The following is a 23,852-nucleotide window of genomic DNA, read 5'->3' on the forward strand; positions in this document are numbered from 1 at the left end:
GCCTTTCACGGGAGTTTCGGGGAGCTGTGCCGGCGGAGCATCGCCCGGGCCGGCAGGAGGATGGCGGCGGCGCCGGAGCCCGCCACGGTCGCGAGGATCGCCGCGCAGGTCAGCGGGGACACCGCGGGCAGCGGCAGCCCGGTGACCGCCGTCGCGAACGCGGGGACGACCACGGCGACGATGAGGGAGCCGGCGGTGGCGCCGGTGCCGAGCACGATGAGCGCCTCCAGGCGCAGCATCCGCAGCACCTGCCGGCGGGTCGCTCCGACGAGCCGCAGCAGCGCGAACTCGCGGCGCCGCGCCGCGGTCGCGAGCGCCAGCGTCGTGACGAGCCCGATGACGATGAACCCGGCGATCGCGCCGACGACGACGTAGTTGATGAACCCCTGCAGCCTGGTCTCGTCCGACAGCCGGGCGCCGAAGGCGTCGCGGTCGACGGCCTGCGCGCCGAGGTACGCCGCCGTCACGGACCGGAGGTCGGCGTCCCCGCGGACGAGGACGTGGTCGTCGAGCGACGTGGACGAGTGCGCGGCGACCAGGTCGTGGGGGAGGAGGACGTCGCCGAAGCCGAGCCCCCGCTCGTACACCGCGACGACCCGGGCGTCGATCCGCGTGCCGTCGCCCAGCCACAGCGGCGTGGTGGAGCCGGCGTGGAGGCCGCCCGCGACGTCGCGGCTCAGGGCGACCGCGTCGCCGCGCAGCGCGCCGAACCCGCCCGAGGCGACCTTGGGGTCCATCGTGGCGGCGGCGTCCGCGCCCACCCCCTGGGCGGTCAGCGACCGCAGGTTCTTCTCGCCCAGCTCCTTCACGGCCATGACGACCGTGGTGCGCTTGACGGGCGTCGCGGCCGTGACGCCCGGGACGCGCCGCGCGGCGTCGGCCGCTCCCTGCGGCAGCCCCGGCCCGCTCGCCACGATGACCTGGTCGGCGCGGTTCCCGGCGGCGAACTGCGCGGTGGTCGCGTGGGCGATCGTCGACTGGGCGAAGAGCTGCACGCCGGCGAACGCGATGGCCAGCGCGACCGGCGTCATGATCGAGCCGGCGCGCAGCGCGGCGGCGCTCGCCGCGTGCCGGGCGAGCCGCCCCGCGACCGGGGACAGCGCGGCGGCGGTCCGTCCGAGGACCCGCTCGCCGGCCCGGGCCAGCAGCGGCCCGAGCAGCGCGACGGAGACGATCAGCGCCATGACCAGCCCGCCGAGCGAGGCGCTCGCGGTCGGCCCGGTCGTGACCGCCGCGACCCCGAGCGCGTTCGCGCCGGCGACGAGGAGGACGACGCCGGTGACGACGCGCCAGCGGGGCAGCCGCGCGGGCTCGGCGGCCGACTCGCCGAGGGCCTGCACCGGACGGATCCGGGAGACGCGCAGCGAGGCGAGCAGCGCGGACGCGGTCGCGGCGAGGACCGTGACGGCGAGGGCGGCCAGCGCCGGCAGCGGGGTGAGCGAGAGCCCGAACCCGTCCGGGAGCACGCCCTTGCGGATCATCGCGGCGTGCATCGCCGCGCCCGCGCCGAGCGACAGGACGCCGCCGATCAGCCCGGCCGGAACGGCGGCGCGCGCGGTCTCGCGGACGAGCCGCCCCCGCACCTGCCAGGGCGTCGCGCCGACCGCGCGCAGCAGCGCGAACTCCCGCCCCCGCTCCCGCACCGACAGCGCGATCAGCCCGCCGACGACGACCAGCGCGGTCATGACGGCGACGCCGCCGAACGACCCCGCGATCTCCACGATGTCGGGCCGCGCGGTGGCGACGGCGCGGTCCTCGGCGTCGCCGCGCGCCGCGCCGGTCGCGACGGTCAGGCCGGGCGCCGCCTTGCGCAGCGCGGCCGCGTCCGGCTTCCCGCCGGTGAGCACCGCCAGGGCGTCGGCCTGCCCGGGGTGCCCGTTCAGCGCCGTCGCGGTCGCGGTGGTGAAGAACGCCGCCGCGGGTCCGGACGACACCAGTCCGGTGACCCGGTAGGCGTGGGGCGCGCCGCCGGCCTGCAACCGGACGGTCGAGCCCGTCCGGGCACCGGCCGAACGGCTCAGCACCACCTCGTCCGGCCCCTGCGGCGCCCGGCCCTCGCTCAGCTCGTAGGGCCGCAGCGCGGCAGACTCCCAGCCGTGGCCCGTCACCGCGCGCCCGGTGGACGTCAGGACGGGGAACGACACGTCCGCGACCACCGCGCGAACACCCGGCACCGACCGCAGCGGTCCGGCCGCCGCGACCGGGACCCGCGCGCGCTCCGCGAGGGGCCTGCTCTGCGTCTCCGGATCGTCGCCGACCCGCTTCATCCGCTGGGTCACCTTCTGCGGGCCCGTCACGACCGCGTCCGCCGCGGCGTACCGGTCCACCGGCGCGTGCGCGCGCAGCGCCGACTCCAGCAAGACCCCGCACGCCCCGACCAGGACCGCCGCGAACAGCAGCGCCGCGAAGACGCCCGCGAACGCGCCCTTCCCCTCCAGCCTCTTCACAGCGACTCCCACCGGTTCATCACGGCCGCGACGGAGGGCGCGGACAGCTCGTCGACGATCCGGCCACCGCTGAGGAACAGCACCGAGTCGGCGGTCGCCGCGGCCAGCGGATCGTGGGTGACCAGCACGACCGTCTGCCCGGTCAGGTCCGCGGCCTCGCGCAGCAGCCGCAGCACGCCGCGGGCCGACCGCGGGTCGAGCGCGCCGGTCGGCTCGTCGGCGAACACCACTTCGGGGCGGGTGATCAGCGCGCGGGCGACCGCGGCGCGCTGCTGCTGCCCGCCCGACAGCTCCGCCGGGCGGTGCCGCAGCCGGTCCGCCAGCCCGACCCGGCGCACCACCTCCTCCAGCCACGCGGGATCGGGCTCCGCGCCGCCGAGCCGCAGCGGGAGCGTGATGTTCTGCTCCACGTCCATGGACGGGATCAGGTTGAACGCCTGGAACACGAACCCGATCCGCTCGCGGCGCAGCCGGGTCAGCTTCGCCTCGCCGAGCCGGCCGAGGTCGGTCCCGGCGATCCGGACCGTGCCGGCGGTCGGCCGGTCCAGGCCGGACGCGCAGTGCAGGAACGTGCTCTTGCCCGAGCCCGACGGCCCCATCACCGCCGTGAACCCGCCGCGCGGGAACGTCCAGGTGACGTCGTCCAGCGCCCGCACCGCGCCGTAGGTCCTGGTGACCGACTCCAGGCGCACCGCCACCGCGGTCGCCTCGGCCGTCATCGTCGTCATGCTCGCCCTCCGTGGGAAACCCGCCCTCACCAGGACGAACCTAGGTTCCGGGGCGGTCCGGCCACATCGGTGCGCACTCCCCGATCGATGGTGTAGCGGGCTACACCATCGGCATGGGAGCCGGCCCGGATGCGCCGCGCGGCGCGCTCACATAGCGTGTGCCGAGAGGCGAGATGACAAGGGCACAGATGAGCGTGAAGGCGGCGCTGCGGCGCAGCGCGGAGGCGACGGGCCGCCTGGTGGGCGCGCTGCGCATCACCGTGCCCGCGCTGCTCGGCGTGGCGCCCCTGATCGTGTTCCTCGCCCTGCTGGTCGTCGCGCTGCCGTGGCTGCCGGACGCGGTGAAGCCGCTGCGCGCGCTCGCGAACGCCGAACGCCGCCGAGCCGGGCAGGTGCTCGGCCGGGAGATCCCCGAGCCGTACCCGCCCCGCGAGGACGCGGGCCTGGGGGAGGCGCGCCGGATCGTGCGGTCGCCGGCGCTGTGGCGGGACATCGCGTGGATGGCCGCGCACGGCTACAGCGGCCTGGTGATGGCGGTGATGGCGGTCGGGCTCTGGCCGGCGATCCCGTACGCGGCGTCGATACCGCTGTGGTGGTGGGCCGCGCCGAAGGGCTCGGTGGCGGCGTTCGTGGACCTGTACACCTGGCCGCAGGCGCTCACGTTCCCGTTCCTCCAGGCGGGCCTGGACCTGGCGGCGCTGCTCTGGCTGGTGCCGCGGTTCGTGCGCTGGCAGGCCCGGCTGGCCGAGGTGCTGCTGCGCCCCACCCGGCGCACCAGCCTCACCGAGCGGGTGGAGGAGCTCACCGAGACCCGCGCCGAGGCGCTGGAGGCGCACGGCGCCGAGCTGCGCCGCATCGAGCGCGACCTGCACGACGGGACGCAGGCACAGCTGGTCGCGGTCGCGCTGCGGCTCGGCCTCGCCGACCGCCGCTTCGACGCCGACCCGGCCGCCGCCCGCGCGCTGTTCCTGGAGGCCAGGGACGGCGTGGAGGAGGCGCTGACGCAGCTGCGGACCGTCATCCGCGGCGTGTACCCGCCGATCCTGTCCGACCGGGGCCTCGCCGGTGCCGTGCGCGCGCTCGCCGCCGGGCAGCACATCCCGGTCGAGATGGACCTCGACGAGGCCGGCCGCGCGCCCGCCGCCGTCGAGGCCGCCGCCTACTTCGTCGTCGCCGAGGCGCTCACCAACATCGCCAAGCACAGCGGCGCCCGCACCGCGTCCGTCACCGTCCGCCGCGAAGGGGCCCGGCTGCTGATCAGAGTGCGCGATGATGGCAAGGGCGGGGCCGACGCGGGCCGCGGCAGCGGCCTGGCGGGCATCCGCCGCCGGGTGGCCGCGCTCGACGGGACCACCCGCATCGACAGCCCCGACGGGGGAGGGACGACGCTGGAAGCGGACCTGCCGTGCGGATCGTGATCGCCGAGGACAACGTGCTGCTGCGCGAGGGCCTGGTGCTGCTGCTGACCTCCGACGGGCACGAGGTCGCCGCCGTCGCCGGCAGCGGCCCCGAGGTGCTGCCCGCGCTGCTGGAGCACCGGCCCGACGCCGCCGTCCTGGACGTCCGGCTCCCGCCCGGGTTCCGGGACGAGGGGCTCCGCGCCGCCATCGAGGCCCGCAAGCGGATCCCGGGGCTCCCGGTGCTGGTGCTGTCGCAGTACGTGGAGGAGACCTACGCCGCCGAGCTGCTGTCCGGGGGCGCGGAGGGCGTCGGGTACCTGCTCAAGGACCGGGTCAGCCGGGTCGACGAGTTCCTCGACGCGCTCGCCCGGGTCGCCGCCGGCGGCACCGCGCTGGACCCCGAGGTCGTCTCCCAGTTGATGACCGCCCGCAGTGACCCGCTGCGGGCCCTCACGCCCCGCGAACGCGAGGTGCTCGGGCTGATGGCGCAGGGCCTCGACAACGCGACGATCGCGACCACGCTCGTCATCACCGAGCGGTCGGTCAGCAAGCACATCGGCGCGGTGTTCGCCAAGCTCGGCCTGCCGCCCACCGACAGCGGCCACCGCCGCGTCCTGGCCGTCCTCGCCTACCTCAACTCATGACCGCCGCCCCCGAGTCCGCGCCCGCGCCCCGCCTCCGGCGGGCCGTCCGCGCGCTCCTGCTCGACGGCGGCGACCTGGTGCTGCTGCGCCGCACCCGGCCCGGCCGCGCCGTCTACTGGACGACCCCGGGCGGCAAGATCGAGCCGACCGACGCCGGCCCGGAGGCGGCGCTGCGCCGGGAGCTGGACGAGGAGCTCGGCGCGACCGCCGGCCCCGTCCGGCAGGTGTTCGCGTGCGCCGAGCAGACGCCGGAACTGCACCGCCTCAACGTCTTCTACGTCTGCCGGCTCGTCACGATGGACCTGTCGCGCCGCCACGGCCCCGAGTTCGACGACCCGTCCAAGGGCCGGTACGACGTCGACCGCTTCCCGTGCACGCCGGCGGGCCTGGCGCCGGTCGATCTCATCCCGGAGACGCTGGGCGCCTACCTCCAGATGCACGCCGAGGACCTTCCGGGCCTGGTCCCCGGCGCCGCCCCGGTCAGTGCGGACGCGCCGCCAGCGCCACGAGGTCGGCCAGCTCCGCGACGCTGAGCGGGGCGTCGGGGAGGCGGCCGGTCGCGATCCGCACGTGGGCGCCCGCCGGGACGATCTGGTACCGGCTGCCCGGGACGGCCGCGACCCCGTGCGCCGCGAGCGTGACCAGGGCCGCGGACTCGTCGGCGACCGGGACCCACAGCATCAGCCCGTCCCGGTTGCCGGTCCGGACGCCGCGCTCGGCGAGCGCGGACGCGAGGCCCTCGCGGCGTTCGGCGTAGGCGGCGCGGGCCCGGTCGACGGCCGCGACGGCCGCCGGATCGGTCAGCAGGTGCGCGAGCGCGTCCTGGAGGATGCGGCTCGTCCAGCCCGTCCCGAAGCTGCGCAGGACGCGGACGCGCTCCACCGGCTCCGCCGCGCCGCCGATCACGGCGAGGCGCAGGTCCGGCCCATGGGACTTGGAGTAGGAGCGGACGAGCACGGTGCGCTCGGGCAGGTGCGCGCCGACGCTGACCGCCGGCGACGACGACACCTCGCCGGTGCCGTCGTCCTCGACGGCGAGGGTGTTGGTCGGGGCGAGCAGCTCGGCGAGGGCCGCCGCGCGGGCCGGGGTCAGCGCGTGCCCGCGCGGGGTGTGGGCGCGGGGCTGGTAGACGAACGCGGCGGGCCCGGTGGCGAGCGCCTCGGCGAGCGCGTCCGGCTCGGGGCCCTCGTCGTCGCAGGCGACCGGCACGACCTCGGCGCCCTGCGCCTCCAGGATGTCGAGCAGGCGGGCGCCGGTCGGGTCCTCGACGGCGACGCGGTCGCCGGGCACGGCGACGGTCTGGCAGACGAGCTGGACTCCCTCGTAGCCGCCGCCGACGGCGAGCATCCCCGCGGGCGGGAACGGCCAGCCGGGTTCGACGGCCGCGCGCAGCGCCGGGGTGATCGTCTCCCGGGTGTAGTCGTTCAGCCGCGCGGTGCGGGCGCCCGCGGCGAGCGCGGCGTCCAGCGGCGGCAGCAGCGCGGGGTCGGGCGCGGCGATCGCGAGGTCGACGGCCAGCCGGTTGCCGAACTCGCCGATGCGCTCGTAGCGGGCGGGGTGCGGGATGTTCGGCGGGCCGATCACGACCGTGCCGCGGCGCCGCTGCGCGCTGACGACGCGGTGCCGGCGCAGCGTCGACCAGGCGTCGGCGACCGTGCCCGGGCTGACCCCGAGCTCGGCGGCCAGCCCCCGCACGGTCGGCAGCCGCGTCCCGGCGGGGAGCTCCCCGCTGCGGATCAGGGTGGTCATCGAGGCGGCGATGCCCCGGGCCGTGCGGTCGCCGATGCGCTCGGCCAGCCATGCCGCGTCGATCACGTTACCCCCGCGCAAAACTTTGTGTAGTAACAAAACACCCATTGTACGCGGTACAAACGCGCCCTAAAGTCGGGTCCCATCGCGCCCCGAGCGCGACAAACCCCCTGTTACATGCGGAAATGGAGCGTTGTGCCGATTCCACGTATTCGCCTGGCGCTGCGGGACTGGGACCATCTCGTCCCGCTGCTCACCGGCCGGGTGCGCGCCCGCGGCGTGGCGCTGGAGATCGAGACCCGGGAGATCACCCCGGACGTCCTCGCCGAACCCGGGCTCGACGGCGGCGAGACGTCCTTCAGCCGCTACGCCCTCGGGCGCGGTGACGGCGACGAGCGGCTCGCCGGGCTGCCGGTGTTCGTGATGCGCGGCTTCCGGCAGCGCTGCGTGCTCGTCCGGAACGACAGCGACCTCGCCGCGCCGCGCGACCTGGCCGGGGCGACGATCGGGCTGACCGGCTGGCCCGACTCCGGCAACACCTGGACCCGGGCGCTGCTGCGCGCCGAGGGCGTCGACCTGTCGGCGATCCGGTGGCGCGTCGGGCCGCTCGCCGCCGGCGAGACCGGCAAGGACCGGCTCGGCGCGCGCCCGCTGCCCGCCAACGTGCGGGTCGCGGACCGGTCGCTGATCGACGGCCTCGCCGACGGCACCTTCGATGCCGTGTTCACCCCGTTCATGCCGCCGGAGATGTTCACCCGGCACAGCCGGTTCCGGCACCTGTACGAAGACCACCGCCGGGCCGAGAAGGAGTACTTCGCCCGCACCGGCTTCGTCCCCGGCATCCACATCCTCGCGCTCAAGCGGGAGGTCGCGGACGAGCACCCGTGGCTCCCCGAGGTGCTGCAGGACGCCTTCGAGGAGTCCAAGCGGGTGTGGCTCCAGCGCCGCCGGCTGCTCACCGACACCACGCCCTGGCTGCTGGACGAGCTGGAGACCCAGGCGCGCCTCTTCGGCGACGACTGGATGCCGTACGGCGGCGGCGCCAACGCCGCGATGGTCGCGGCGTTCTGCGAGGAACTGTACGAGCAGGGCATCGCGCCCCGCCCCATCAAGGCCGAGGAGGTCTTCGCGTGAGGATCGCCGTGGGCCAGTTCGCCTCCACCGAGGACTGGCAGACCAACCTCAAGACCTGCATGACGCTCATCGACGGCGCCGTGGAGGGCGGCGCGGACCTCCTCGTCCTGCCCGAGGACTCCCTCGCCCTGTTCATCGACGAGCCGGACCGGATCGCCGAGGCCGCGCAGCCGCTCGACGGCCCGTTCGTCACGGGCCTGCTGGAGCACACCGCCGGCTCGCGCACCACCGTCGTCGTCGGCGTCCACGAGCCCGCCGGGGACGGCAAGGTGCACAACACCCTCGCCGCGATCCGCGACGGCGGGATCGTCGCCGTCTACCGGAAGGTCCACCTGTACGACGCGTTCGGCGCGCGGGAGTCCGACCGGGTCCGCCCCGGCGACGGCGAGCCGGTCGTGTTCGACTGCGCCGGCTGGCGGGTGGGGCTCATGACCTGCTACGACGTAAGATTCCCGGAAACGGCCAGGCTGCTGGTCGACGCGGGCGCCGAGGTGCTCGCCCTGCCGGCGGCCTGGGTGCGCGGCCCCGCCAAGGAGCGGCACTGGGAGGTCATGGTCACCGCCCGGGCGCTGGAGAACACCTGCTACGTGGCGGCCTCCGGCGAGTGCGGCCGCCGCAACATCGGCGCGAGCATGGTCGTCGACCCGCTCGGCACCGTCCGCGACCGGCTCGCCGACCGGCCCGGGCTGCTGTGGGCGGTCGCCGACCGCGAGGAGCTCGACGAGGCCCGGCGCAGGCTGCCGGTGCTCGCGAACCGGCGCTTCCGCGTCGACCCGTCCATCCGGCCCAGAGAGGAGACGGCATGAGGGGCCGCACGGCGCTCTCCACCGCTCTCGCGGGCGCGCTGCTCGCCGCGACGGCCGCCTGCGGCGCGAACCCGCCCGAGGCCGAGGGGATCCTCGGCGGCGGCAAGTCCGCGCAGGGCGTCAAGGAGGCCGACCTCCGCCAGACCGTCGACCATGCGTTGCACGACGCGCTGCCCGCCGAGAACAAGGCGTCCGGCAAGCTGGTCTCGGTCAACAACGGCTCGTTCCCGCCGTACGAGATCGCCGGGTCGGACGGCCGCTCGCTGTCGGGGGCGTCCGCCGACCTCGCCACCGCGCTCAGCCAGCTGCTCGGCGTGAAGATCGAGCACGTCACCGTGGACGGGCTGCCGAGCGAGCTGACCGGCATCAAGGCCGGCCGGTACGACTTCGCGCTCGGCCCGATCGGCGACTTCCCGGAGCGGGAGGGCGACAACGTCTTCGTCGACTGGGTGCGCGAGTTCGTCGTGTTCGCCGTCCCGAAGGGCAACCCGAAGCACATCGGGTCCATCGCCGACACCTGCGGGCTGAAGATCTCGGTGATGGCGGGCGGCTCGGCCGAGGACGTCGTCAAGAAGCAGTCGGGGACGTGCGTCCAGCAGGGCAGGCCGGCCGTGCAGGTCCAGTCGTACAAGGACCAGCCGACCGCGACCCTCGCCGTCCGCTCGCACCGCGCCGACGCCTTCTTCTCCTCGCAGGCGCCGCTCGGCTACTTCGTCAAGCAGTCCGGCGACGACCTGCAGCTCGCGGGCACCGGCAAGGCCAACGGCTTCGGCGACCTGTACCAGGGCGCCGTCGTGGCCAAGGACTCGCCACTCAAGGACGTCCTGCTGCGGGCGCTGCGCAAGCTCGTGGAGAACGGCACCTACAAGAAGGTCATGACCGAATGGGGCCTGACCGCGAACATGCTCGACGCGCCGGGCGTGAACCTGGCGCCCAGGGAGGGGTGAACCGGCGGTGACCATGACCGAGAAGCGCTCCGGCGACACCGTCGCCGACGTCGACGTGGCGGGCGCCGCGCACGTCCGGCACCCGCTGCGGTGGGTGGCCTCGCTGGTCGTGCTGGTCCTCGCGGCCCAGTTCGCGCACCTGCTGTGGACCAACGACAACTTCCAGTGGGACGTCGTCGGCCGCTACGTCAACGCCTCCCTCATCGGGGACGGCATCGCGATCACGCTGGAGCTGACCGTCATCGCGATGGCCGTCGGCATCGCGGGCGGGATCCTGCTCGCGGTCGGCCGGCTGTCGGACAACCCGCTGCTGCGCGCCGCGTGCGGGCTGTACGTGTGGTTCTTCCGCGGCATCCCCGTGCTGGTGCAGCTGGTGATCTGGTACAACCTGTCGGCGCTGCTGCCGCGCATCTCGGTCGGGATCCCGTTCGGCCCGGAGTTCGCGCACGGCAGCACCAACCAGCTCATCACCCCGCTGGTCGCGGCCATCCTCGGGCTCGGCCTGAACGAGGCCGCCTACATGGCCGAGATCATCCGCGGCGGGCTGCTCGCCGTCGACCCGGGCCAGACCGAGGCCGCGCAGGCGCTCGGGATGGGCGGCGTCCGCACGTTCCGCCGGATCGTGCTGCCGCAGGCGATGCGGTTCATCGTGCCGCCCACCGGCAGCCAGGTGATCAACATGCTGAAGGCGACCTCGCTGGTCAGCGTGATCGCCCTCGCCGACCTGCTCTACACCGTCCAGTCCATCTACAACCGGACGTTCCAGACCATCCCGCTGCTGCTCGTCGCCTGCCTCTGGTACCTGGTGATCACCTCGATCCTGTACGTCGGGCAGTCGTTCATCGAGCACCACTACGCGCGCGGCGCCACCCGCAACGCCCGGCAGGGCTTCTGGGACTTCGTCCTGATGCGGCGCCGCCGCCCCGTCCCGCCCCCGGAGGTGACCGCTTGAGCACGCTGGAGAAGGACGCGCCGCGGGAGAAGGACGCGCCGCGCACCGGCGTCCCGATGGTCCGCGCCCGCGACGTCCGCAAGAGGTTCGGGCACCTGGAGGTGCTGAAGGGCGTCGACCTGGACGTGGACCCCGGCGAGGTCGTGGTGATCCTCGGGCCGTCCGGGTCCGGCAAGTCGACGTTCCTGCGGTGCGTCAACCACCTGGAGACCATCGACGGCGGCTCCGTGCACGTGGACGGCGAGCTGATCGGGTTCAGCGCGTCCGGCGGGAAGGTGCGGCACCTGCGCAAGCGGGACGTCACCCGGCAGCGCCGCGAGATCGGCATGGTGTTCCAGCAGTTCAACCTGTTCCCGCACCTGACCGTCCTGCAGAACGTCATCGAGGCGCCCACCGGCGTGCGCGGGGAGCCGCGCGCCAAGGCCCGCGAGCGGGCCCGCGAGCTGCTCGCCAAGGTCGGCCTGGCCGACAAGGCGGACGGCTACCCGCGGCAGCTGTCCGGCGGCCAGCAGCAGCGCGTCGCGATCGCCCGCGCGCTGGCGATGCGGCCGAAGCTGATGTTGTTCGACGAGCCGACGAGCGCGCTGGACCCCGAGCTGGTCGGCGACGTGCTGGAGACGATGAAGACCCTCGCCGAGGAGGGCCTCACCATGATCGTCGTCACGCACGAGATCGGCTTCGCGCGCGAGGTGGCCGACCGGGTGGTGTTCATGGACGGAGGCGTCGTCGTCGAGTCCGGACGGCCCGCCGACGTGCTCGACCACCCGTCCAACGAGCGCACGAAGGCGTTCCTCAGCAAGGTCCTCTGAGAACCGCCGCCCGCGCCCGGCCCCGCCTTCCGGGGCCGGGCGCGACGCGTTATGCGGAACCGAACGCGGGACCGCCGGATCAGAGGCGCTGGGCGATCCCGTCCAGGAGGCAGTCGAGGCCGCGCGCGAACGCGTCGTCCCAGTCGTGGCCGCTGAGATGCCCGTGCTCGGCCAGGCTCGGGTAGCGGTCCCGCTCCCGGGCGAGGAGGCCGTCCGCCGCCTCGCGCGCCTCGTCGGCGCCGCCGGAGGCGACCTGCATCAGCGCGGAGCCGATGACGAAGTTGGCGAGCGCGTAGGCGGCCGCGACCAGGTCGGGTCCGGTGAGGCCCGCGCCGGCGAGCGCGGAGTGCAGGAACTCGGTGCGCGCCAGGACGTTCGGGCCCAGCAGCGGACGCCCGAGCACGGCGACCGACCAGGGGTGGCGGAGCATCGCCGCCCGCCAGCCGTGCACCAGCGAGGCCGCGTCCGCGCGCCAGCCGCCCCGCTCGCCCGAGGATCCGCCGGACGGCACCGCCACCTCGCCGAAGACCGTGTCGAGCGCGAGGTCCAGCACGTCGTCCTTGGTCTTGACGTGCCAGTACAGCGTCGTGGACCCGGTGCCCAGACGCTCGGCGAGGCGGCGCATCGTCAGCCGGTCCGCCCCCTCCTCGTCCAGCAGCGCGACGGCCTCCGCGACGATCCGCCCGCGGCTCAGCGGCGGAGCCTCGCGCCGTGCGCGGTTCTCCCGCAGCCACACGCTCTCGGTCATGCGACCAGGCTAGTACATTGGGCGGGCACCGGATCAACGATCCGGTCCGTCGAACACCGTACGAGGAGGCGTGATGGGACACATCGACGTGAGCCGCCTGACGTACCGGCTCCCGGACGGCCGGCCGCTGCTGGACGACGTCTCCTTCCGGATCGGCGAGGGGGCGAAGGGCGCGCTCGTCGGCCCGAACGGCGCGGGCAAGACCACGCTGCTGCGCCTGATCGCCGGGGACGTCGCGCCGTCGGCGGGAACCGTGACGAGCACCGGCGGGCTCGGGGTGATGCGGCAGTTCATCGGCGGCGTCCGGGACGACCGCACCGTCCGCGACCTGCTGCTGTCGGTGGCGCCCGCACCGGTCCGCGCCGCCGCGGGGGCGCTGGCGAGGGCGGAGCGGGACCTGGGCGAGAGCGAGGAGAGCCAGCTCGCCTACGCGCGGGCCATCGCCGACTACACCGACGCGGGCGGCTATGACATCGAGGTCGTCTGGGACACCTGCACGACCGCCGCGCTCGGCCTGCCCTTCGACCGCGCCGCGGCGCGCAGGGTGGCCACGCTGTCGGGAGGCGAGCAGAAGCGGCTCGTCCTGGAGGCGCTGCTGCGCGGCCCCGACGAGGTGCTCCTGCTCGACGAGCCCGACAACTACCTGGACGTGCCCGGCAAGGAGTGGCTGGCGGGACGGCTGCGCGCCACGGGCAAGACCGTCCTGCTGGTCTCGCACGACCGGCGGCTCCTCGCCGACACCGCCGACCGGATCGTCACGGTCGAGTCCCGCGACCTCTGGGTGCACGGCGGCGGGTTCGCCGGGTACGCGGCGGCGCGGCGGGAGCGCACCGGACGGCTGCACGAGCGGCGCCGCCGGTGGGACGAGGAGCACGCGCGGCTGAAACGCCTGGTCCACACGCTGCGGCAGCGGGCGGCGAACAACGACGCGGTCGCCTCGTCGTACCAGGCGGCGCGCACCCGGCTGCGCAGGTTCGAGGAGGCGGGGCCGCCGCGGAGCGCGCCGAAGGAGCAGAACGTGCGGATGCGGCTGCGCGGCGGCCGCACGGGCAAGCGCGCCCTGGTGTGCGCGTCGCTGGAGCTGACCGGCCTCGCCCGCCCCTTCGACCTGGAGGTCCAGTACGGGGAGCGGGTCGCGGTCCTGGGCTCGAACGGGTCGGGCAAGTCGACGTTCCTGCGCCTGCTCGCCGGGGCGGACGTGCCCCACCGCGGCGAGGCGCGGCTCGGCGCGCGGGTCGTCCCCGGCCACTTCGTCCAGACGCACGCGCGGCCGGACCTGCGCGGCCGCACGCCCGCCGAGATCGTCATGACCGGGCACGCCCTGACCCGCAACGACGCGATGGCGGCGCTGGCCCGCTACGAGCTGGCGCCCGCCGGGGCACGGCCGTTCGAGACGCTGTCGGGCGGGCAGCAGGCGCGGCTGCAGATCCTGCTGCTGGAGCTGTCCGGCGCGACGCTCCTGCTCCTCGACGAGCCGACCGACAACCTCGACCTCGCGAGCGCCGAGGCGCTGCAGGACGGGCTCGCGTCCTACTCCGGGACCGTCCTGGCCGTCACGCACGACCGCTGGTTCGCCGCCGACTTCGACCGGTACCTGGTGTTCGGCGCCGACGGGCGGGTCACGGAGTCGGACGAGCCGGTGTGGGCATAGCGCGATGGTGATAGCGGCGGACGAGACGGGTATTTGATCGACCCGGCGCCGCGGGGGAGGCTGGAGCGGACCGGGAGGGGTGGGTGGTCGTGGTCGACCTGGACGACTGGCCGGGCAGCGGGCTGAGCGACGAGGAACTGGACGTCGCCTACAACGTGCGGCGCAAGGCCGGGCCGGAGCTGTTCGAGCGGCACATGGCCCGGTACCGGGCCGAGTCGGAGGCGGCCGTGGACGGACTGCCCGGTCACCCCGGGATCGTCTACGACGAGCCGAGCGGCGAGCGGCTGGACGTGTGGGGCGTCGGCGACGACGGCCTGCGCCCGGTGTTCGTGTTCCTGCACGGCGGCTACTGGATGGCGCTGTCGCGCGCCGAGTCCTCGTTCATGGCGCGTGCGCTCTACGAACAGGGGATCGCCACCGTCGTCCCGGACTACACCCTGGCGCCGAAGGCGACACTGGAGGAGATCGTCCGGCAGGTGCGGGCGTCCATCGCCTGGGTCCATCGGCACGGTCGCGAGCACGGCCTCGACCCCGAGCGGATCGTGGTCGGCGGCAGCTCCGCCGGCGGGCACCTCACCGGCATGACGATGGTCGGCGGATGGCAGGAGGAGTTCGGGCTGCCCGCCGACGTGGTGAAGGCGGCCATGCCGTTCAGCGGCCTGTTCGACATCCGCCCGATCACCCGCGTCTACGTCAACGAGTACGTGAAGCTGGACGTGCCGCGGGCCGCGGCGCTCAGCCCGGCGCTGCTGCCGCGCGAGCGGCGCTGCCCGGCGGTCGTCGCGGTCGCCGAGCACGACGGCACCGGCTTCGTGGAGCAGTCGCGGAGGTTCGCGCCGCTGTGGGGCGCGGGCGAGGCGATGGTGGTGCCGGACCGCGACCACTTCGACGTGGTGCTCGACCTCGGCGACCCGGCGTCGGCGCCCTTCGAGGCGCTGCTCGGCCTGGTCCGCTCGCTGTGATCAGTCCTCCGCGATCTCCGCGGCCTCGCGGCGCAGGTGGTCGAGCATCAGCCGGGCCGACGGGGTCGGCGCGCGGTGCGCGGGCAGCGTGACCCCGACCTGCCGGCGGACGGTCTCCAGCGGCACCGGCAGCGGCGCGATGTCGTCGTCGGTCCGCGCGACCAGCTGCGGCAGCGCGGCGATCATGTCGGTGTCGCGGACCAGCGTCCGGACGGTCAGCACCGACGTGCACTCCACCAGGTCGCCGGGCGGCTCCAGGCCCTCGGCGCGGAACACCTGCTCCAGCTCGGCGCGCAGCGCGGTCTGCTCCAGCGGCAGCACCCACGGGTAGTCGAGCAGGTCGGCGAGCGAGAGCCCGGCGCGGGACCGGGCCGGATGGCCGTGCCGCGCCACCAGCCGGACCGGCTCGCCGTACAGGGTGATCTGGCGCAGCCCGCGCAGGTCGCCGATCGGGTTGAGGCGGCCGAGGATCAGGTCGATCTCGCCGTCCAGCAGCCGCGGCACCTGCGCGTCGAACGTGGCCTCCTGGACGATCACGGTGATGCCGGGGCGGTCCTTCTTCAGCGCCGCGATCGCGCGCGGCAGCAGCACGTTCGAGCCCGCCAGCAGGGTGCCGATGGTGACGGTGCCGACCTCGCCGTCGGCCAGCCCGGTGATCCGCTCGCCGGCGCGGCGCAGCTCGGCCAGCACGGCCCGGGCGTGCTCGACGAACGCGTCCCCGAACATCGTCGGCGTCACGCCGCGCGGGCCGCGGGTGAACAGCTCGACGCCGAGGATGTGCTCGACCTCGCGCAGGCTGCGCGTCACGGCGGGCTGCGCCAGCCGCAGGTGCTCGGCGGCGCGCAGCACGCTGCCCTGGTCGGCGATGGCGACCACGAGGACGAGGTGCCGCAGCTTGAGCCGCCCGTTGAGCAGGTCGATCGCGCGCATACCGCTTTGATATCACAGCATCGTGATAGCTCTGCGGATCTTTGGTATTTGCACGGCATAGCTCCGCGGGCAGAGGATCGGTACGTCAGGGCAGATCGCGTCGTGGAGGAGCGGAATGAAGGCTGAGCACTACGTCGGCGGGGTGTTCCGTTCGGACGGACCGGCCTTCCCGCTGATCTCGCCCGCGGACGGCGCGGAGATCGGTGCCGTCCCGGAGGCGCCGCGCGAGGCCGTCGACGACGCGGTCGCGGCGGCCCGCGCGGCGCTGCGCGGCCCCTGGGGCGCCGGCGGCGCCGAGGAGCGGGCCGCGGCGCTGCGCCGCATCGCCGACGGGATCGAGGCGCGGTTCGCCGAGTTCGTGGACGCCGAGGTCGCCGACACCGGCCGCCCCCGCGCGTTCGCCGAGACGGTCGACGTGCCCCGCGCCATCGGCAACTTCCGCGCCTACGCCGACCTGCTCTACGGGCGCCCCGAGCGCGCCTACACCACGCAGGTCCCCGGCTGGAGCGCCGGCGGCGGGCAGGCCCTGAACTACACGGTGCGGCGCCCGCTCGGCGTCGTCGCGATCATCTCGCCGTGGAACCTGCCGCTGCTGCTGATGACCTGGAAGGTCGCGCCGGCGCTCGCGGCCGGGAACGCGGTCGTCGTCAAGCCGTCGGAGGAGACGCCGTCCACCGCGACGCTGCTCGCCCGGGTCGTCGACCAGGCGGGGCTGCCGTCCGGCGCGTTCAACCTGGTGCACGGGCACGGCCCCGGCGCGGCCGGCGAGCTCCTCACCGGGCACCCGGGCGTCGACGCCATCGCCTTCACCGGCGAGTCCGCTACCGGCTCGGCGATCATGCGCAACGCCGCCGACCACGTCACGCCCGTCTCGTTCGAGCTCGGCGGCAAGAACCCGGCGCTGGTGTTCGCCGACGCCGACCTCGACGCCGCCGTCGAGGGCACGGTCCGCTCGTCCTTCACCCACTCCGGGCAGATCTGCCTGTGCACCGAGCGCGTCTACGTCGAGCGCCCCGTCTTCGACGAGTTCGTCGAACGGCTCGGCGCGCGCGCACGGGAACTCGCGGACTACGGGCCGATGATCTCCGCCGCGCACCGCGACAAGGTCCTGTCGTACTACCGGCTCGCCCGCGAGGAGGGCGCCACCGTCGTCGCGGGCGGCGGCGCGCCGTCGTTCGGCGACGACCGGGACGGCGGCTTCCACGTCGAGCCCACCGTCCTCACCGGGCTCCCCGAGACGGCCCGCACCGTCCGCGAGGAGATCTTCGGGCCGGTCTGCCACGTCGCGCCGTTCGACACCGAGGACGAGGCGCTCCGGCTCGCCAACGACAGTCCCTACGGCCTCGCCTCCACCGTGTGGACCCGCGACCTGTCCAGGGCGCACCGCGTCGCGCCGAAGGTGGAGACCGGCATCGTGTGGGTGAACTGCTGGAACCTGCGCGACCTCCGCACCCCCTTCGGCGGCGTCAAGGCGTCCGGGATCGGCCGCGAAGGGGGAGAGTACTCACTGGACTTCTTCTCCGAGCCCGTCAACGTGTGCATCCAGATCTGAGAGCGAGCCAGTGACCGAACCGACCAACGAGAACACGGCGGACGCCGCGGCGATCGGCGCGGCGGCCGAGAGGCTGCTCGGCGCCCACGCCTCCGGTGTCCCGTGCGAGCCCGTCCGCGACCTCATCGCGACGGCCGACGACGCCTACGCCGTCCAGGACCGGATGACCGAGAGGTGGCTGGGGGAGGGGCGGCGGCTGTCCGGCCGCAAGATCGGCCTGACGTCCCGCGCCGTGCAGCAGCAGATGCGCGTCGACAGCCCCGACTTCGGGATGCTGTACGCCGACATGGCCGTCCCGGACGGCGACGAGATCCCCGCCGGCGCCGTCCTGCAGCCGCGCGTCGAGGCGGAGGTCGCGCTCGTCCTGGAGCACGACCTGACCCACGAGCGGCACACCGTCGCCGACCTCATCCGCGCGACCGCGTTCGCGCTCCCGGCCATCGAGATCGTCGGCAGCCGCATCCGCGACTGGGACATCACGCTCGCCGACACCGTCGCCGACAACGCCTCGTCCGGCATGTACGCGCTCGGCAACCGGCCCGTCCGGCTGGAGGACGCCGACCTGCGGCTGTGCGGCATGGTGCTGGAGCGGCGCGGCGAGCAGCTGTCCAGCGGCACCGGCGCCGCGTGCCTCGGCCATCCGCTGAACGCCGCGCTGTGGCTCGCCGACACGCTGGTCCGCGTCGGGCGGCCGCTGCGCGCCGGCGACACGGTGCTGACCGGCGCGCTCGGCCCGGTCGTGCCCGCCGCGCCCGGCGACGTGTTCGAAGCCCGCATCGACGGCCTCGGCGACGTCCGCGTCGCCTTCGGTAAGGAGGACTCCTGATGGTGGACGTGCAGGCGCTCGCCGCGAAGCTGGACGGCGCCGTCCGGGACGTCCGCGCGGTCCCGAAGCTCACCGACGCCGCACCGTTCGACGTGCCGACCGCGTACGCGGTGCAGCGCGAGCTGATCGAGCACCGGATCGGGCGCGGGGAGCGGCTCTCCGGCGTCAAGATGGGCTTCACCAGCCGCGCGAAGATGGTCCAGATGGGCGTCGACGACGTCATCTGGGGCCTGCTCACCGACCGGATGCAGGCCGGGGCGTCGGCGGACCTGTCGGGCCTCATCCACCCGCGGATCGAGCCGGAGATCGTGTACCTGATCGGCCGCGAGGTCCGCTCCGTCGCCGAGGTCGAGTCGGCCGTGGCCGGCGTCGCCGTCGGGTTCGAGATCCTCGACTCGCGCTACGAGGACTTCACGTTCACCCTCCCGGACGTGATCGCGGACAACGCCTCCGCCGCCCTCTACGGGTTCGGCGCCTGGCACGAGCCGCGCGACCTGGCCAACGTCGGGCTGCTGATGGAGATCGACGGGCGGCCGGTGCAGACCGGGTCGTCCGCCGCGATCCTCGGCGACCCGGCCCGGTCGCTGCGCGCCGCCGCGCGGCTCGCGCTCGGCGCCGGAATCCCCCTCGAACCCGGCTGGGTGGTGCTGGCGGGCGCCGCGACGGCCGCCGTCCCGCTGCCGAAGGACGCGCACGTCCGCGTCACCGGCGCCGGCCTCGGCAGCGCGGAGGTGACGACCCGGTGAGCGACGCGATCCTCGTCGAGGGCAAGGCGAAACCGCGCGGGCGGTTCCCGCACGTGAAGCGGGCCGGCGACTTCGTGTTCGTGTCCGGCACCAGCTCGCGGCGGCCCGACGGCACGTTCGCCGGCGCGAGCGCCGACCCGATGGGCGTCACCGACCTCGACATCCGCGCGCAGACCCGCGCCGTCATCGAGAACATCGCCGACCTGCTGGAGGCCGCCGGGGGAGGGCTGTCCGACGTCGTCAGCGTCACCACCTACCTGGTGAGCATGAACGACTTCGGCGGCTACAACGAGGTCTACGGCGAGTACTTCGACGAGACCGGACCGGCCCGCACCACCGTCGCGGTCCACCAGCTCCCCCACCCGCACCTGCTCATCGAGATCTCGTGCATCGCCCACATCCCACGCAACGGCGAGGAGGCCGGAGCATGACCCTGCCGCAGCTGACGTTCGGACGCCCGTTCAACTTCCAGGCGTGGATCGACGAGCACCGCGACCTGCTCAAGCCGCCGGTCGGGAACGTCCAGGTGTTCGACGACGCCGGACTGATCGTGATGGTGGTCGGCGGCCCCAACCAGCGCACCGACTTCCACGACGACCCGACCGAGGAGTTCTTCTACCAGCTCAAGGGCAACATGGTCCTGCGGGTCATGGAGGAGGAGGGCAAGCCGCCCACCGACCTGCAGATCAACGAGGGCGACGTGTTCCTGCTGCCGCCGCACGTGCGGCACTCCCCGCAGCGGCCCGAGGAGGGGTCGATCGGCCTCGTGGTGGAGATCCCGCGGCCCGAGGGGCTCAAGGAGGCCTTCGAGTGGTACTGCACCGAGTGCCACCACCTCGTGCACCGCGCCGAGCTGCAGGTCCGCTCGATCGTGGACGACCTGCCGCCCGCCTTCGAGGGCTTCTACGGCGGCGACCGCGAGTGCCCGAACTGCGGCGCCGTCCACCCGGGCCGGCAGTGGCCCGCGCACATGGTCCCCACGACGGCGCCCCGCGCCTGACCCCTTCCCGTCCGACGGAGCTCCAGTGACAGTCATCGACGTCCACGCCCATGTCTTCCCCCGGCTCGGCCGCGCCGAGGGCCGCACGCTCGCCGACCGGGACGAGCCGTGGCTGCGCGTCCACGGCGACGGCACCGGCATGATGATGAGCGGCGACCGGGAGTACCGCCCGGTCGAGGAGGGGCTGTGGGACCCCGCGCGGCGGGTGGCCGACATGGACGCCGCCGGCGTCGACGTCCAGGCCGTCTCGTCCACCCCGCTGATGTTCGGGTACGCGGCCGAGCCGTCCCGCGCCGCCGACTGGTGCGACCTGGTCAACGACCGCATCCTCGCCTACTGCGCGGACGCGCCGGACCGGCTGCTGCCGCTGTGCCAGGTCCCGCTGCAGGACCCGGCGCTGGCCTGCGAGGTCGCGACGCGGGCGGCGGCGGCCGGGCACCGGGGCGTGCACATCGGCAACCACGTCGGCGACCGGAACCTGGACGACCCCGGCATCACCGAGTTCCTCGCGCACTGCGCCCGGATCGGCCTGCCCGTGCTGGCGCATCCATGGGACATGCTCGGCGCCGACCGGATGCAGGGCCACATGCTGCCGTGGCTGTCCGGCATGCCCGCCGAGACGCAGCTGAGCATCCTCGCGCTGATGCTGTCCGGCGCCTTCGAGCGGATCCCCGAGTCGCTGCGGCTGTGCTTCTGCCACGGCGGCGGCAGTTTCGCGTTCACGCTCGGCCGCGCCGACAACGCCTGGCACCGGCGCGACATCGTCCGCGCCGACTCGCCGCGCCCGCCGTCGGAGTACACCGACCGGTTCTTCGTCGACTCCGCGGTGTTCGACCCGCGCGCGCTCCGGCTGCTGGTCGAGGTGATGGGCGCCGAGCGCGTCATGCTCGGCACCGACTACCCGTTCCCGCTGGGGGAGCAGGACCCCGGCGCGACGATCCGCGAGTGCCCCGGCCTCGACGACGCCGACCGCGCAAAGCTGCTCGGCGGCAACGCGCGGGCGTTCTTCGCGACCGCCGCCCCGGCGGAGGCCGCCGTTCCCGCCCCTTCCGCCGAGGCCGTGGAAGTCGGCAGTACGGACGTCGGCAGTACCGACGTCACCGGCACCGCCGTCACCGGGAGCGCGTCGTGAGCGCCGCACAGGAGGCCGCGGAGCGCGAGGCGCTCCGGCTCGACGAGACCGACCCGGTGCCCTCGCTGCGCGAGGAGTTCCTCGTCCCGCCCGCGCCCGGCGGCGCGTACCCGGAGGCGGCGTACTTCGCCGGAAACTCGCTCGGCCTCCAGCCGAAGGCCGTCGCGGGCCGCCTGCGCGAGGAGCTCGACGACTGGGCCCGGCTCGCCGTCGAGGGCCACACCCAGGCGCGCCGCCCGTGGGTCGACTACCACGAGCTGCTCCGCGAGCCCGCCGCCCGCCTCGTCGGCGCCCTGCCGCACGAGGTCGTCGCGATGAACTCGCTGACGGTCAACCTCCACCTGATGATGGCGAGCTTCTACCGGCCGTCCGGGGCGCGCACCCGCATCGTCATCGAGGACTCGGCGTTCCCCTCCGACTCGTACGCGGTCGCTAGCCAGGCGGTCCACCACGGCCTCGACCCGGCGGACACCGTCGTGCGGCTGACCCCCCGGCCCGGCGAGGACACCCTGCGCACCGAGGACGTCCTGGCGTTCCTCGAGCGCGAGGGCGGCACGGTCGCGCTGCTGATGCTCGGCGGCGTCAACTACCTGACCGGCCAGCTCATGGACATGGCCGCGATCACCAAGGCGGGCCGCGCCGCCGGCGCCGTCGTCGGCTGGGACCTGGCGCACGCCGCCGGGAACGTCCCGCTGCGGCTGCACGACTGGGACGTCGACTTCGCCGCCTGGTGCACCTACAAGTACCTCAACAGCGGGCCCGGCGCGGTCGCCGGCTGCTTCGTCCACGAGCGGCACGTCGCCGACCCGTCGGTGCCGAAGCTGTCGGGCTGGTGGGGGACCGAGCCGTCCGTCCGGTTCCGGATGGACCCCGACATCGCGCCGCCCGCGTCCGCCGACGCCTGGCAGCTGTCCAACCCGCCGATCCTCGCGCTGGCGCCGGTGCTGGCCTCCCTGGAGATCTTCGACCGGGTCGGGATGGACGCGCTGCGCGCCCGCAGCGAGCGGCTCACCGGCTACCTCGCGGCGCGGCTCGCCCCGCTGCGCGGCGTCCAGGTGATCACCCCGGACGACCCGGCGGCGCGCGGCAGCCAGCTGTCGCTGCGGGTGGCCGACGCCGGGGGGCTGGTCCGGCGGCTCGCGCGGGGCCACGGCGTGGTCGCCGACGCCCGCGAACCGGACGTCGTGCGGTTCGCGCCCGTCCCGCTCTACTGCACGTTCCACGACTGCCATCGCGCGGCCGTGGCACTGGATGATCTGACTTAGGTGTGTCGGGGTTCGGGGCGGCCCCGTATGGGGTAGGTTCGATCCTGTCGCCGCGACCGGCCAGGTGCGGCGGCCAGTCAGGCAGTCTCGAACGTTTGCTCTACGAAACGCCCGTAGAAGTTCAAGACGACGGGCGTTCTCCGTTTCTCCGGGTGACCGGCGGACGTGAGATGAGTCCGCTTGCAGCCCGGTCCGCCGCCCGGCGGCCCGGTGGTCACACCCAGAGGAGAAAGACCATGGCCGAAGGCACCGTGAAGTGGTTCAACGCCGAAAAGGGCTTCGGGTTCATCGCCCCCGACGGCGGCGGCCCGGACGTGTTCGTCCACTACTCGGCGATCACCACGAACGGCTACCGCAGCCTCGACGAGAACCAGCGCGTCGGCTTCGAGATCACCCAGGGCCAGAAGGGCCCGCAGGCCGAGGGCGTCTACCCGCTCTAAGGCCCGCGCTCAACGCGTGAACAGGCCGGGGACGCACGGCGTCCCCGGCCTTTCGCATGCCTAGGCGCGGTAGGTCGCGGCGTTGATGCCGACCGTGCGGAGGAGCAGCCGGTCCCTTGTGTGGTCGGGGAGCCGGGCAAGGGTCGCCATCATGCGGGCGTCGCGGCCGACCAGGTAGCGCGCCTTCGGGCGGCGCGCCGTCAGCGCCTTGACGATCGCCTTCACGGCCGAGTCGACCGGCCCCGGTTTCGCGCGGGCGCCGAACTCGGCCATCTTCGCGGTGACGCCCTCGTAGATGCGCTGGGCGTCTGCGTCGCCGCGCCAGCCGGTCGCCCGCCGAGAGGCGCCGGACTTGTCGAAGATCTCGGTGTCCAGCAGGCCGGGCTCGATCACGCTGACCTTCACCCCCAGCGGGCGCATCTCCACCCGCAGCGCCTCGGTGACCGACGCCAGCGCCGCCTTCGACGCCGCGATCGGCCCGAACGCGGGCCCGCTCATCCGGGAGCTCACGGCGCCCACGTTGACGACCCGCCCCTTCGCGGCGCGCAGCATCGGCAGCACCGCCTGGGCCATCGCGACCTGGCCGACCACGTTGACGTCGAACTGCCGCCGCCAGTCCTCCAGCGGCACCAGCTCGACCGGTCCCTCGACGATGACGCCGGCGTTGTTGACCAGCGCGTCCAGCCGCCCGCCGGTGCGGGCGGCGATCTCCTTGGCGGCGGCCTCGACGGTCTCCTCGTCGATCAGGTCGATGGTCAGGGCGTGGACCCCGGCGGGCAGCCGGCCGGCGTCGGACGGCCGCCGGATCCCGGCGTACACGTCCCAGCCGAGCCCGGCGAGCCTGCGGACGGCCGCGCCGCCGACGCCGCCGGCCGCCCCGGTGATCAGTACGGTTCGAGTGCTCATGGAGCCGATGCTGGGCCCCCCGGCCGAGCCGGACAAGACTACTGTTAACGCTATTAACGCGGCTAACAGGCATACACG

The 23,852-nt window shown here is 74.4% G+C and carries 24 protein-coding genes; 18 read left to right on the forward strand and 6 right to left on the reverse strand.

The window, feature by feature from the left end:
• Window positions 1–5 precede the first annotated feature (5 nt).
• Entirely contained in the window at window positions 6–2,447 is a 2,442-nt protein-coding gene (locus amrb99_RS14680) for an ABC transporter permease (RefSeq protein WP_190856506.1), read from the reverse strand.
• Window positions 2,444–3,166 carry an ABC transporter ATP-binding protein gene (locus amrb99_RS14685; RefSeq protein WP_190856600.1) on the reverse strand — a complete coding sequence of 241 codons (723 nt, stop codon included), beginning with the start codon at window positions 3,164–3,166 and terminating at the stop codon, window positions 2,444–2,446. The genes amrb99_RS14680 and amrb99_RS14685 overlap by 4 nt, the downstream gene beginning before the upstream one ends.
• Window positions 3,167–3,363: 197 nt before the next feature.
• On the opposite strand from amrb99_RS14685, the gene amrb99_RS14690 reads away from it, so the two are divergent.
• Genes amrb99_RS14690 through amrb99_RS14700 form a run of 3 tightly spaced genes read left to right on the forward strand, consistent with a single transcriptional unit; the run spans window position 3,364 to window position 5,752 of the window.
• The gene (locus amrb99_RS14690; protein WP_190856507.1) at window positions 3,364–4,593 is read left to right on the forward strand and encodes a sensor histidine kinase; all 1,230 of its coding nucleotides are present in this window, start codon (window positions 3,364–3,366) and stop codon (window positions 4,591–4,593) included.
• Complete coding sequence (locus tag amrb99_RS14695) at window positions 4,581–5,219, forward strand: response regulator (RefSeq protein ID WP_190856508.1); 639 nt, start codon at window positions 4,581–4,583, stop codon at window positions 5,217–5,219. The genes amrb99_RS14690 and amrb99_RS14695 overlap by 13 nt, the downstream gene beginning before the upstream one ends.
• Window positions 5,216–5,752: an NUDIX hydrolase gene (locus amrb99_RS14700; protein WP_190856509.1), complete on the forward strand. Its 537-nt coding sequence runs from the start codon at window positions 5,216–5,218 to the stop codon at window positions 5,750–5,752. Before amrb99_RS14695 ends, amrb99_RS14700 begins: the two co-directional genes overlap by 4 nt.
• Here the strand turns inward: amrb99_RS14700 and amrb99_RS14705 are convergent.
• Window positions 5,700–7,034 (reverse strand): aminotransferase class I/II-fold pyridoxal phosphate-dependent enzyme, encoded by a 1,335-nt coding sequence (locus amrb99_RS14705; protein WP_206699942.1) that lies wholly within the window; start codon window positions 7,032–7,034, stop codon window positions 5,700–5,702. The genes amrb99_RS14700 and amrb99_RS14705 overlap by 53 nt on opposite strands.
• Window positions 7,035–7,163: 129 nt before the next feature.
• Here amrb99_RS14705 and amrb99_RS14710 point away from each other — a divergent pair, with 129 nt between their 5' ends.
• The 5 genes from amrb99_RS14710 to amrb99_RS14730 are packed head-to-tail and all read left to right on the forward strand — an operon-like array spanning window position 7,164 to window position 11,616.
• Window positions 7,164–8,102: a hypothetical protein gene (locus tag amrb99_RS14710; protein ID WP_190856511.1), complete on the forward strand. Its 939-nt coding sequence runs from the start codon at window positions 7,164–7,166 to the stop codon at window positions 8,100–8,102.
• Window positions 8,099–8,908, forward strand: coding sequence for a carbon-nitrogen hydrolase family protein (locus tag amrb99_RS14715; RefSeq protein ID WP_190856512.1), 810 nt, complete (start codon window positions 8,099–8,101; stop codon window positions 8,906–8,908). Before amrb99_RS14710 ends, amrb99_RS14715 begins: the two co-directional genes overlap by 4 nt.
• Complete coding sequence (locus tag amrb99_RS14720) at window positions 8,905–9,855, forward strand: ABC transporter substrate-binding protein (RefSeq protein ID WP_190856513.1); 951 nt, start codon at window positions 8,905–8,907, stop codon at window positions 9,853–9,855. The genes amrb99_RS14715 and amrb99_RS14720 overlap by 4 nt, the downstream gene beginning before the upstream one ends.
• A gap of 13 nt (window positions 9,856–9,868) precedes the next feature.
• A complete protein-coding gene (locus amrb99_RS14725; RefSeq protein WP_190856601.1) occupies window positions 9,869–10,807 on the forward strand; it encodes an amino acid ABC transporter permease in 939 nt (312 codons plus the stop codon).
• A gap of 56 nt (window positions 10,808–10,863) precedes the next feature.
• Complete coding sequence (locus tag amrb99_RS14730; RefSeq protein WP_190856602.1) at window positions 10,864–11,616, forward strand: amino acid ABC transporter ATP-binding protein; 753 nt, start codon at window positions 10,864–10,866, stop codon at window positions 11,614–11,616.
• 79 nt (window positions 11,617–11,695) lie between these two features.
• Here amrb99_RS14730 and amrb99_RS14735 read toward each other — a convergent pair whose 3' ends face one another.
• Entirely contained in the window at window positions 11,696–12,364 is a 669-nt protein-coding gene (locus amrb99_RS14735; protein ID WP_190856514.1) for a TetR/AcrR family transcriptional regulator, read from the reverse strand.
• 73 nt (window positions 12,365–12,437) lie between these two features.
• Between amrb99_RS14735 and amrb99_RS14740 the strand changes: the two genes are divergently transcribed.
• Entirely contained in the window at window positions 12,438–14,015 is a 1,578-nt protein-coding gene (locus amrb99_RS14740) for an ATP-binding cassette domain-containing protein (protein ID WP_190856515.1), read from the forward strand.
• 83 nt (window positions 14,016–14,098) lie between these two features.
• Complete coding sequence (locus amrb99_RS14745) at window positions 14,099–14,977, forward strand: alpha/beta hydrolase (protein ID WP_347256678.1); 879 nt, start codon at window positions 14,099–14,101, stop codon at window positions 14,975–14,977.
• On the opposite strand, the gene amrb99_RS14750 is transcribed toward amrb99_RS14745, so the two are convergent.
• Entirely contained in the window at window positions 14,978–15,907 is a 930-nt protein-coding gene (locus amrb99_RS14750; protein WP_190856516.1) for a LysR substrate-binding domain-containing protein, read from the reverse strand.
• A gap of 115 nt (window positions 15,908–16,022) precedes the next feature.
• Between amrb99_RS14750 and amrb99_RS14755 the strand changes: the two genes are divergently transcribed.
• The 8 genes from amrb99_RS14755 (at window position 16,023) to amrb99_RS14790 (ending at window position 22,868) form a co-directional block, all read left to right on the forward strand.
• A complete protein-coding gene (locus tag amrb99_RS14755; protein WP_190856517.1) occupies window positions 16,023–17,459 on the forward strand; it encodes a 2-hydroxymuconic semialdehyde dehydrogenase in 1,437 nt (478 codons plus the stop codon).
• Window positions 17,460–17,469: 10 nt separating this feature from the next.
• Window positions 17,470–18,285 carry a fumarylacetoacetate hydrolase family protein gene (locus amrb99_RS14760; RefSeq protein WP_190856518.1) on the forward strand — a complete coding sequence of 272 codons (816 nt, stop codon included), beginning with the start codon at window positions 17,470–17,472 and terminating at the stop codon, window positions 18,283–18,285.
• Window positions 18,285–19,031: a fumarylacetoacetate hydrolase family protein gene (locus amrb99_RS14765; RefSeq protein WP_190856519.1), complete on the forward strand. Its 747-nt coding sequence runs from the start codon at window positions 18,285–18,287 to the stop codon at window positions 19,029–19,031. Before amrb99_RS14760 ends, amrb99_RS14765 begins: the two co-directional genes overlap by 1 nt.
• Window positions 19,028–19,462: a Rid family hydrolase gene (locus amrb99_RS14770; RefSeq protein WP_190856520.1), complete on the forward strand. Its 435-nt coding sequence runs from the start codon at window positions 19,028–19,030 to the stop codon at window positions 19,460–19,462. Before amrb99_RS14765 ends, amrb99_RS14770 begins: the two co-directional genes overlap by 4 nt.
• On the forward strand, window positions 19,459–20,031 hold the full coding sequence (locus amrb99_RS14775) for a 3-hydroxyanthranilate 3,4-dioxygenase (RefSeq protein WP_190856521.1): 573 nt from the start codon (window positions 19,459–19,461) through the stop codon (window positions 20,029–20,031). Before amrb99_RS14770 ends, amrb99_RS14775 begins: the two co-directional genes overlap by 4 nt.
• Before the next feature lie 25 nt (window positions 20,032–20,056).
• Entirely contained in the window at window positions 20,057–21,163 is a 1,107-nt protein-coding gene (locus amrb99_RS14780) for an amidohydrolase family protein (protein WP_190856522.1), read from the forward strand.
• Window positions 21,160–22,428, forward strand: coding sequence for a kynureninase (gene kynU / locus amrb99_RS14785; protein WP_190856523.1), 1,269 nt, complete (start codon window positions 21,160–21,162; stop codon window positions 22,426–22,428). The genes amrb99_RS14780 and kynU overlap by 4 nt, the downstream gene beginning before the upstream one ends.
• Window positions 22,429–22,664: 236 nt before the next feature.
• On the forward strand, window positions 22,665–22,868 hold the full coding sequence (locus amrb99_RS14790) for a cold-shock protein (RefSeq protein ID WP_067639228.1): 204 nt from the start codon (window positions 22,665–22,667) through the stop codon (window positions 22,866–22,868).
• A gap of 60 nt (window positions 22,869–22,928) precedes the next feature.
• Here the strand turns inward: amrb99_RS14790 and amrb99_RS14795 are convergent, their stop codons facing one another.
• A complete protein-coding gene (locus amrb99_RS14795) occupies window positions 22,929–23,774 on the reverse strand; it encodes an SDR family NAD(P)-dependent oxidoreductase (protein WP_190856524.1) in 846 nt (281 codons plus the stop codon).
• Window positions 23,775–23,852 lie beyond the last annotated feature (78 nt).

Origin of the sequence: Actinomadura sp. RB99, from assembly GCF_014706005.1 — a bacterium.
In the GTDB taxonomy this organism is placed as follows: Bacteria; Actinomycetota; Actinomycetes; order Streptosporangiales; family Streptosporangiaceae; genus Spirillospora.

Excerpts from the sequence above, each read along its gene's own strand:
- amrb99_RS14690 (WP_190856507.1), top strand. The coding sequence starts at position 3,364 with ATGAGCGTGAAGGCGGCGCTGCGGCGCAGCGCGGAGGCGACGGGCCGC.
- amrb99_RS14775 (WP_190856521.1), top strand. The coding sequence starts at position 19,459 with ATGACCCTGCCGCAGCTGACGTTCGGACGCCCGTTCAACTTCCAGGCG.
- amrb99_RS14685 (WP_190856600.1), bottom strand. The coding sequence starts at position 3,166 with ATGACGGCCGAGGCGACCGCGGTGGCGGTGCGCCTGGAGTCGGTCACC.
- amrb99_RS14735 (WP_190856514.1), bottom strand. The coding sequence starts at position 12,364 with ATGACCGAGAGCGTGTGGCTGCGGGAGAACCGCGCACGGCGCGAGGCT.
- amrb99_RS14765 (WP_190856519.1), top strand. The coding sequence starts at position 18,285 with ATGGTGGACGTGCAGGCGCTCGCCGCGAAGCTGGACGGCGCCGTCCGG.
- amrb99_RS14720 (WP_190856513.1), top strand. The coding sequence starts at position 8,905 with ATGAGGGGCCGCACGGCGCTCTCCACCGCTCTCGCGGGCGCGCTGCTC.
- amrb99_RS14795 (WP_190856524.1), bottom strand. The coding sequence starts at position 23,774 with ATGAGCACTCGAACCGTACTGATCACCGGGGCGGCCGGCGGCGTCGGC.
- amrb99_RS14725 (WP_190856601.1), top strand. The coding sequence starts at position 9,869 with ATGACCGAGAAGCGCTCCGGCGACACCGTCGCCGACGTCGACGTGGCG.
- amrb99_RS14755 (WP_190856517.1), top strand. The coding sequence starts at position 16,023 with ATGAAGGCTGAGCACTACGTCGGCGGGGTGTTCCGTTCGGACGGACCG.
- amrb99_RS14730 (WP_190856602.1), top strand. The coding sequence starts at position 10,864 with ATGGTCCGCGCCCGCGACGTCCGCAAGAGGTTCGGGCACCTGGAGGTG.
- amrb99_RS14700 (WP_190856509.1), top strand. The coding sequence starts at position 5,216 with ATGACCGCCGCCCCCGAGTCCGCGCCCGCGCCCCGCCTCCGGCGGGCC.
- amrb99_RS14750 (WP_190856516.1), bottom strand. The coding sequence starts at position 15,907 with ATGCGCGCGATCGACCTGCTCAACGGGCGGCTCAAGCTGCGGCACCTC.
- amrb99_RS14790 (WP_067639228.1), top strand. The coding sequence starts at position 22,665 with ATGGCCGAAGGCACCGTGAAGTGGTTCAACGCCGAAAAGGGCTTCGGG.
- amrb99_RS14740 (WP_190856515.1), top strand. The coding sequence starts at position 12,438 with ATGGGACACATCGACGTGAGCCGCCTGACGTACCGGCTCCCGGACGGC.